Annotated in this window: 10 protein-coding genes; 3 read left to right on the top strand and 7 right to left on the bottom strand. The window is 67.2% G+C overall.

Annotated features, from left to right (window positions below; all coding sequences use genetic code 11):
• Positions 1–78: 78 nt before the first annotated feature.
• From AX681_RS11665 to AX681_RS11635, 7 genes are all read right to left on the bottom strand, one after another.
• On the bottom strand, positions 79–1494 hold the full coding sequence (locus AX681_RS11665) for a UDP-N-acetylmuramoyl-L-alanyl-D-glutamate--2,6-diaminopimelate ligase (protein ID WP_066682286.1): 1416 nt from the start codon (positions 1492–1494) through the stop codon (positions 79–81).
• Positions 1491–3233 carry a peptidoglycan D,D-transpeptidase FtsI family protein gene (locus AX681_RS11660; protein ID WP_066682283.1) on the bottom strand — a complete coding sequence of 581 codons (1743 nt, stop codon included), beginning with the start codon at positions 3231–3233 and terminating at the stop codon, positions 1491–1493. Before AX681_RS11660 ends, AX681_RS11665 begins: the two co-directional genes overlap by 4 nt.
• The gene (locus tag AX681_RS11655; RefSeq protein ID WP_156442913.1) at positions 3230–3841 is read right to left on the bottom strand and encodes a hypothetical protein; all 612 of its coding nucleotides are present in this window, start codon (positions 3839–3841) and stop codon (positions 3230–3232) included. The genes AX681_RS11660 and AX681_RS11655 overlap by 4 nt, the downstream gene beginning before the upstream one ends.
• 10 nt (positions 3842–3851) lie before the next feature.
• Complete coding sequence (rsmH, locus tag AX681_RS11650) at positions 3852–4814, bottom strand: 16S rRNA (cytosine(1402)-N(4))-methyltransferase RsmH (RefSeq protein ID WP_269450551.1); 963 nt, start codon at positions 4812–4814, stop codon at positions 3852–3854.
• Positions 4811–5320, bottom strand: a complete 510-nt coding sequence (locus tag AX681_RS11645) for a division/cell wall cluster transcriptional repressor MraZ (RefSeq protein ID WP_156442912.1) — start codon at positions 5318–5320, stop codon at positions 4811–4813. Before AX681_RS11645 ends, rsmH begins: the two co-directional genes overlap by 4 nt.
• 345 nt (positions 5321–5665) lie before the next feature.
• Positions 5666–5983, bottom strand: a complete 318-nt coding sequence (locus AX681_RS11640) for a hypothetical protein (protein ID WP_156442911.1) — start codon at positions 5981–5983, stop codon at positions 5666–5668.
• Between the two features lie 65 nt (positions 5984–6048).
• Positions 6049–7026 carry a cysteine synthase A gene (locus AX681_RS11635; protein ID WP_066663984.1) on the bottom strand — a complete coding sequence of 326 codons (978 nt, stop codon included), beginning with the start codon at positions 7024–7026 and terminating at the stop codon, positions 6049–6051.
• A 134-nt stretch (positions 7027–7160) separates the two neighbouring features.
• Here AX681_RS11635 and AX681_RS11630 point away from each other — a divergent pair, with 134 nt between their 5' ends.
• From AX681_RS11630 to AX681_RS11620, 3 genes are all read left to right on the top strand, one after another.
• Positions 7161–7427, top strand: coding sequence for a type II toxin-antitoxin system VapB family antitoxin (locus AX681_RS11630; protein WP_066663982.1), 267 nt, complete (start codon positions 7161–7163; stop codon positions 7425–7427).
• The gene (locus tag AX681_RS11625) at positions 7424–7813 is read left to right on the top strand and encodes a type II toxin-antitoxin system VapC family toxin (RefSeq protein WP_066663979.1); all 390 of its coding nucleotides are present in this window, start codon (positions 7424–7426) and stop codon (positions 7811–7813) included. Before AX681_RS11630 ends, AX681_RS11625 begins: the two co-directional genes overlap by 4 nt.
• The coding region (locus tag AX681_RS11620; RefSeq protein WP_082749546.1) for a DNA-deoxyinosine glycosylase at positions 7810–8104 on the top strand (295 nt) is incomplete at its 3' end. The genes AX681_RS11625 and AX681_RS11620, both read left to right, overlap by 4 nt.

The following is an 8104-nucleotide window of genomic DNA, read 5'->3' as shown; positions in this document are numbered from 1 at the left end:
CGCGAGGCGGCGTCGTGAGGGGGACGTTCTGCAGGTTCCCCTCCCGCAAGCGGGAGGGGAACCTGCAGAACGTCCCCCTCACGACGCCGCCTCGCGCGCGACGCTCACATCGTCGAACGGCAGCACCAGTTCCCCCACGATCTGCCCCTGCTCATGCCCCTTGCCGGCGATCAGCACGATATCCTCCGATCCCGCCGCCGCAACCGCCGCCATGATCGCCGCGCGCCGATCGCCGATCTCGGTGGCGTCGGGACAGCCTTTCATCACGTCGCGCCGGATCGCCGCCGCATCTTCGCCGCGCGGATTGTCGTCGGTGACGAACACCAGGTCCGCGCCGGCTGCTGCCGCCTGCCCCATCGGTTCGCGCTTGCCCGGATCGCGGTCGCCGCCCGCGCCGAGCACAATGATCAGCCGCCCGACCGCATGCGGCTTCAGCGCCGCAATCGCCGCCTCGATCGCGTCGGGCGTGTGCGCATAGTCGACATAGACCGGCGCCCCGGTCTTGCTGATCGCCGCGCGCTCCAGCCGCCCGCGCACCGGCTGCAACCGCGCCAGATTGGCAAAGGTCTGCGCCGGATCGCCCCCGGTGCCGATCACCAGCCCCGCCGCGACCAGCGCATTCGCCGCCTGATACCCCCCGATCAGCGGAAGGCCCACGCGATAGGTCTCGCCCCCGAATGCGATCTCCAGCTTCTGGTCGAGCAGGGTCGGCACGCGCGACACCAGCCGGATCGTGTCGCCATGCTCGCCCACGGTGATGATCGGATTGCCGCGCATCCGCGCAATGTCGATCACCCGCTCGCTATGCGGATCGTCGGCCCACACCACCACCGTCCCGCCGGGATCGAGCACATCGGCGAACAGCCGCAACTTGGCGGTCAGATAGTCCGCCATGTCCTTGTGATAATCCAGGTGATCGCGGCTCAGATTGGTGAACGCCGCCGCCGCCACCGGTAGCCCCTCGGTGCGATATTGCGACAGGCCATGGCTCGATGCCTCGAACGCCAGATGCGTCACGCCCTCGCGCGCCAGCCCTGCGACATTGGACAGGAACGTCACGACATCGGGTGTCGTCAGTCCGGTCGACGCCGTCTCGCCCGCCGTCGTCACCCCCAGCGTGCCGATCGACGCGGCATGATGCCCCGCCATCCGCCACAGCTGTCGCACCATCTCGACCGTCGATGTCTTGCCATTGGTCCCGGTGACCGCCACCGACGTCTCGGGGAAGGGCGCGAAGAAGCGCGCCGCAATCCGGGCAAATTCGGTGCGCGGATGGTCGCTCGCGATATGCGCCGCGCCTTCGACCGTCACTTCCGGCCGCGCCACCACCGCGATGGCCCCGCGCGCGATCGCCTCGGCGATATAGTCCTCGCCATTGAAGCGCATGCCGCGAAACGCGCCGAACACGGTGCCCGGCGCGACCTTGCGGTGATCGATGGCAAAGCCGGTGACGATGTCCTGCTCGTCCCCACCGGTCAGGTCAGCGAGCTTCACTCGTCCACCCCCGTGCCCAGCGCCGCCGCGACCGCAGGCTTGCCCTTGGCTTCGGCATGCCACAGCAGCGGGGTGAGGTCGGACACGTCGACGTCGCGGCGCTCGTCGGGAACGACGCCCAGCATCGCGCCGGTGCGCATCACGACGCGGTTAACGACGGGGGCCGCGGTCCACCCGGCGGTGGACTGGCCTGCGGATTGCGCATTACCGATCGGCGAATCGAGCATCACCAGCACCACATAGCGCGGTGCGTCCATGGGAAAAGCCGCTGCGAAGGTCGAGACGTTCTTGTTGCGCTGATATCCGCCGCGCCCGGGAACTTCCGCAGTGCCCGTCTTCCCGCCAACGCGATAGCCCGGCGCATCGGCCTTGCTGCCCGTGCCATGGGTGACGATCAGGCGCATCAGCTGGCGCATCCGGGCGCTGGTCGCCTCGGAAATGATCCGCCGCCCGGCCGGCACCTTGCCCGGCTCGATCTTGCGCAGCGTCGCCGGACGCCACACCCCGCCATTGACCATCGCGGCATAGGCGCTGGCCAGATGCAGCGGCGTCACGGCGATGCCATGGCCATAGGCCGTGGTCATCACCGTGGTGCGCGCCCAATATTTCGGCCATAGCGGCCCGGCGACACCGCCCAGCTCGATCGGCGCCTTGGTGTCGAAGCCCAGGCCGCGGAACATCGCCTCCATCCGCTCCTTGCCCAGCTCGTCGGCGATCCGCGCGGTGGCAATGTTGGACGAATGGATCAGCGTCTCGGGGATGTTCAGCCAGCGCTTCTGCGCATGGTCGTCGCGGATCTTGAACCCGCCGACCTGCAGTGGCTCGGTCGCGTCATAGCGCTTCGACATCGACGGCGCGACGCCACTCTCGATCGCGAATGCCATGGTCAGCGGCTTGAACGTCGAGCCGAGCTCGTACACGCTCTGCGTCACATTATTGCGGAAATGCTCGGGGTTCGCGCCCTTGACGTTATTGGGGTTGAAGGTCGGCAGCGACGTCATCGCCACCACTTCGCCCGTCGCCACGTCCAGGATCACGCCCGCCGCACCGCGCGCCTGGAACGTCGCCATCGCCGTGCCCAGTTCGCTGTCGAGCGCCGCCTGCGCGCGCAGGTCGATCGACAGCGCCACCGGCTTGCCGCGCTGCGCCGGGTCGGTCAGCTGGCGATCGAGGATATGCTCCATCCCGCTGACGCCCTTGCCGTTGAAATCGACAAAGCCCAGCGCGTGCGCCGCCAGCGTCGCCTGCGGATACAGCCGTTGCGGTTCGCGCGCGAACTCGATCCCCGGCTCGCCCAGCGCATGGACGGCGGCGACCAGTTCGGGCACCGCGCGGCGCTTGAGATAGGTGAACTTCGCGTCGCTGTTGAGCAGCTTGGCATAGTCCGCCGCGCTCTTGCCCGGCAGCGTCGCGGCCAGCATCTGCGCCAGCGCCGCCTTGTCGCCAATCACGCGGTCGGGCCGCACGCCGATCGACCAGGCATCGATCGTGCGGGCCAGCGGCGCGCCGTTGCGGTCAACCAGATCGCCGCGCAGCGGGACCAGCATCGCATTGACGCTCGGCGTCCGCTGCGGCTCGGCAAAGACCGCCAGCAGCGCCAGCCGCCCGACGATCACCGCAAACGCCGCCGCAAACAGCAGCGTCAGGATCATCAGGCGGATATGCGCGACCGCAATCGGCGACGCACCCTTGCCGTCGCGTGCGCGGATCCGCGGCGCTGGGGCGACCAGCACCGTCACCGCAATTTACGCGCCTCTGCGCGGACGCCCTGCATCAGGTCGCCAAAGCTCGAGTCCTTGAGCAGCTTGCTGTCCAGCGATGCCACCGCCGCGTCCTTCGCCACCACTGGGGTCGGCATCGTCACGCGCTTCGGCTTGGCGACAGCCGCAGCCGCTACCCCGACGGGTCCGGCTGGCGTCTTGGCAACAACCGCCTTCTCGGCCACCGGCTTGACCGCCGCGACCGCATCGCTTGCCACCGCCGGACCGCTCATCACTTCGGGCATGCCCTGCGGCACCACCATCGCGGCGTAGCGCTCGGCGGTGCCGTCACCCTCCATCGGACGCAGCGCCGCCAGTTCGGTGTCGCTGCCCAGGAACTGGCGCGGAGTCGGCGCAGTGTAGCGCATCACTTCGCCATTCCAGCGCTCGAGCTGGGCGAGGTTGGCGCGCGTGTCGAACTCGGTCTCAAGGCCCCGGATATCCTTGTGCGCCTGCGCGATGGCACGCTCGACCGCCTCGACCTTCGACCGCTCCGCCGCGACCTGCGACGACACGAGGTAACAGGCCGGCGCCACGATCACGCCGGTCAGAAACCATCCAAAGCCGCTCAACGCCTTGATCGCCATCACCGCCTCCTCAACGCCACGCCGGTGCCGCCGTGCGCCGCGCGACACGCAAAGTCGCGGACCGGGCACGCGGGTTCACCGCAATCTCATCCTCGCCGGCCCGGATCGCCTTTGCGGGCGGTTCGAAGCTCGGCGCCTGTTCCGCCGCGACCATCGGGCGATGCCGCGATCCCGTCGGCTCGCTCCCGCTGCGTTCGCGCAGGAATTTCTTGACCATCCGGTCTTCCAGGCTGTGGAACGTCACCACCGCCAGCCGCCCGCCCGGCTTCAGCGCCCGCTCGGCCGCAACCAGCCCTTCCTCAAGCTCGTCGAGCTCGCGGTTGAGGTGAATCCGGATCGCCTGGAAGGTCCGGGTGGCCGGGTCCTTCTTCTCATGCGGACGATAGCCAAGGGCCCGCCGCACCACATTGGCCAGGTCCCCCGTGCGCGCGAGAGGCCGTGCCTTCACAATCGCTTGTGCCACACGTCGGGCCTGTTTTTCTTCCCCGTAATTCCGCAATATCGTGGTTAAATCAGACTCACTGATTTCGTTAACCAATTCGGCCGCCGTCATGCCGGACTGGTCCATCCGCATGTCCAGCGGACCGTCCGCCTGAAAGCTGAAACCGCGCTCCGCTTGGTCGAGCTGCATCGACGACACGCCGATATCCAGCGTCACGCCATCGACCGGCGACAGCCCCCGCGCCTCCAGTTCCCGATCCATCGCGGAAAAGGGCGACTGGATCAGGATCAGGCGATTTTCGCTCGCGTTGACAAGGGCTTGACCGCCTTCGATCGCGTCGGGATCGCGATCGAAGGCGGCCACCTCGGCGCCCCGCTCGAGGAACGCGCGCGTATAGCCACCAGCACCGAACGTCCCGTCGACATGGCGCTCGCCGGGCTGGATCGCGAGCGCATCGAGCACCTCGGCCAGCATCACCGGAATATGTGGACGATCCTGGTTAACGACGATGTCGGTCAGGGGCGCGGTCACAGCACCACCCCTTTCTCTTCCAGGCAGTAACGGCACGCCGCCTTGATCTGTTCGGAGATGGTCGGATGGTCGAGCAAGGTGCGCGGGTTCCACAGCTCGATCATCGCGCCGACGCCCATGAAGAACGCGTAGCTACCCTTGGGAATCCCCGCGAGGTGCCCAAGCATGCCCGGCAGGACGAACCGGCCCGACGGATCGAACGCGATATTCTCGCTCGCCCCCACGCCGTCGCGCCAGATATTGGCATCGGCCTGCCCGCGATCGCCGGCAAATTCGGTGGCGCGCGCGTCGAGCCGCTCCATCACCACATCGAAATAGGGCTCGTCATAAGCGACCAGGCATTTGTCGGTTTCGTGCGGCGACAGGATCGCGACGCGGGCTTCCTTGCTGTCGGTCGGGTGGCCGCTGTTCTTCTCCAGCGTCGCGCGCAGGGCCGAGGGGATGGCGACACGACCCTTGTCGTCCACCAGCTGTAAGCCGACCCCTCTGTAGCCGCTGCGTGCCACCCTTGCCCCTTGCCTCCCGGGCACGCCTCTCCGCCTGTCGCGGCGCGCCATCGCACGCCCCGGACCCATGATGGCCGACGATAAAGGTTACCCTGTTAACCGCTGGCCTATCGCAAGCGGTCCGGGTTTTCAATGCCTGAACTCGGGATTTCGCGGTAATTTGCCCCACTTTATGCCTTGGGTTACCGCTGTTTTCACTTCATTCGTTAAGTGAACACCTTATGTTCTGTTGGGCTGGCAGGGCAAAATCGATCGATCCGCCGCCTTTCGGGCAGGACAGGCGGACAATGGCGGCAATTCCCGGAAATTCCCGCGATGCGGCGCGGAGTCGCGGGACGGCGGCGCTCATTCCCCGGCGGCGGGGGCTGGCGTCACGTCGGGCGCGGGGGATTCAGCGGTGCGCGGGGCGATGCCGAGCTCGGCGATCGGCTCGTCCTTCGGCTCGGCGGCGCTGTTGGTGACCATGCCCTCGGTCATGTTGGCGACCACGTCGGGTTTCGGCGCCCCTTCGGCGAGCACCGGCGCCTCGTCCCGCGCCGACGAAAAGACCGCGCTGGCGACCCCCATCAGCAGCAGCACGCTGGCAAGCCCGGTCAGTCCGACGCGGACCCGCTGCATGCTGGATTGAGGATCGCTGGGCATCGACTTCATAAGCTGTGGCATAAATGTAACGCCTTAACAGCCGATTGTCGAACCCCGTTTTGTCACTTGCATTGACGGCGTCCCGGTCAATCGGCCGCAGCCAACCCCTTGAGTCGCAGCCATTCCGGGTTGTACAGCGTTGAAAGATAACGAAATCCCGTATCGCACAGGATCGTCACGACCCGCGCGCCCGGCCCCAATTCGCGCCCCAGCGCGACCGCGCCCGCGACATTGATCCCGGACGACAGCCCCAGGCACAGCCCCTCTTCGGCCAGCAACCGGCGCACCCACTCCATCCCCTCTTCGTCGGAGATGCGGAACTGCGTGTCGATCGGCGCGCCTTCCAGGTTCGCGGTGATCCGCCCCTGCCCGATTCCCTCGGCCACCGACGACCCTTCGGCCTTCAGCTCGCCATGCGCATAATAGTTGAACAGCGCCGCGCCATGCGGATCGCTCAGCGCGATGCGGACCTTCTCGTCCTTTTCCTTGAGGCCAAGGCCGACGCCCGCAATCGTGCCCCCGGTCCCGGCGGCACAGGTAAAGCCGTCGATCCGCCCCTCCATCTGGGTCCAGATCTCCTCCGCCGTCCCGACGATATGCGCGCGGCGATTGGCGATATTGTCGAATTGGTTCGCCCAGATCGCGTTCGGCGTCTCCTCGGCGATCCGCCGCGACGTGTGCACGAAATGCCCGGGGTTCGAATAGGGCGCGGCCGGCACCAGCACCAGCTCGGCACCCAATGCGCGCAGCGTGTCCATCTTCTCGCGGCTCTGCGTCTCGGGCATGACGATGATCGTCTTGTAGCCCTTGGCATTGGCGACCAGCGCCAGCCCGATGCCGGTATTGCCCGCCGTCCCCTCGACGATCGTTCCGCCCGGCGCGATCAGTCCGCGCGCCTCGGCATCCTCGACGATGAACAGCGCCGCGCGATCCTTCACGCTCGCGCCGGGATTGGCGAATTCGCACTTGCCGAAAATCTCGCACCCGGCGGCCTCGCTCGGCCCTTTCAGCCGGACGAGCGGGGTGTTGCCGATCAGCGCGATGGTATCCTGTGCAACTTTCATGGGCGGAACATAGGCACTGCCCCCGCCGCGCCGCAAGCAAGCGAAACTATGCGGGCACTGCTACCGGCTTGCCCCACCCCGCCGCTGGTCGCCCCGCACGGACCATGGTAGAGGACACGAGGCTGGAGGTAGACATGGGCGCGCAACTCAACATCAAGGACGCAGCAACCGTCGAACTGGCGCGCGACCTCGCCCGACAGCTCGGCAAGAGCGTGACCGAGACGATCAAGGAAGCCCTCGAGGAAAAAGCCCGCAAGCGCGAGGCCGAGATCGAGGAAAAGATCGCCGCCGTGCGGGAAATCAGCCGGCAGTTCCGGGCCGAAATGCCACCCGAATGGCATGGCAAGACGTCCAAGGAGATCATGGATGAAATCTATGATGAGGACGGCCTGCCGAAATGATCGTCGACACCTCGGCGATCATTGCGATCCTGATCGGCGAACCGGATCAGGACGCCCTGACGCGCTTGCTCGCCCTCGCCCCTTCCCGACAAATGTCGGCGGGCAGCTGGGTCGAGCTGGAGGTGGTGTTGTCGCGCCGCCGCGACCGCAGCCTTCGCCCCCGCCTCGACGAACTTCTGCGCCTGTTTCCGATCGACATCGCTCCGGTCACCGTTGAACAGGCTGAGATCGGCGCCGTCGCCTATCGAACCTACGGCAAGGGCAACCACCCCGCCCGCCTCAATTTCGGCGATTGCTTCGCCTACGCACTCGCCAAATCCACCGGCCAGCCCCTGCTCTTCAAGGGCGACGACTTCATCCACACCGACATCGCCCCCGTCGCATGAGCCGCAAGGCCAGTTTCCCGCCCGTCACCGACGCCCGCACCCGCGTGCTCGTGTGCGGCAGCCTGCCCGGTGAGCGCAGCCTCGCCGCGCGCCAATATTACGCGCACCCGCAAAACCAGTTCTGGCGCCTGATCGCCGCCGTCATCGACCGCGCCGACTTGCCCGCCCTCCCCTACGAAGCGCGTCTCGCCGCCCTGCGCGAAGCCCATATCGGCCTGTGGGACGCCGTCGCCAGCGCCACCCGCACCGGCAGCAGCGACGCGGCCATCGCGAACGCCAAAGCCAACGACC

The organism is Sphingomonas sp. CCH9-E2 (assembly GCF_001557215.1).
Classification (GTDB): Bacteria; Pseudomonadota; Alphaproteobacteria; order Sphingomonadales; family Sphingomonadaceae; genus Sphingomonas.
The sequence above is the reverse complement of the archived record's forward strand: the minus strand, read 5'-3'. Positions and strand labels throughout refer to the sequence as shown.

Excerpts from the sequence above, each read along its gene's own strand:
- AX681_RS11640 (WP_156442911.1), bottom strand. The coding sequence starts at position 5,983 with ATGCCACAGCTTATGAAGTCGATGCCCAGCGATCCTCAATCCAGCATG.
- AX681_RS11630 (WP_066663982.1), top strand. The coding sequence starts at position 7,161 with ATGGGCGCGCAACTCAACATCAAGGACGCAGCAACCGTCGAACTGGCG.
- AX681_RS11625 (WP_066663979.1), top strand. The coding sequence starts at position 7,424 with ATGATCGTCGACACCTCGGCGATCATTGCGATCCTGATCGGCGAACCG.
- AX681_RS11635 (WP_066663984.1), bottom strand. The coding sequence starts at position 7,026 with ATGAAAGTTGCACAGGATACCATCGCGCTGATCGGCAACACCCCGCTC.
- AX681_RS11655 (WP_156442913.1), bottom strand. The coding sequence starts at position 3,841 with ATGGCGATCAAGGCGTTGAGCGGCTTTGGATGGTTTCTGACCGGCGTG.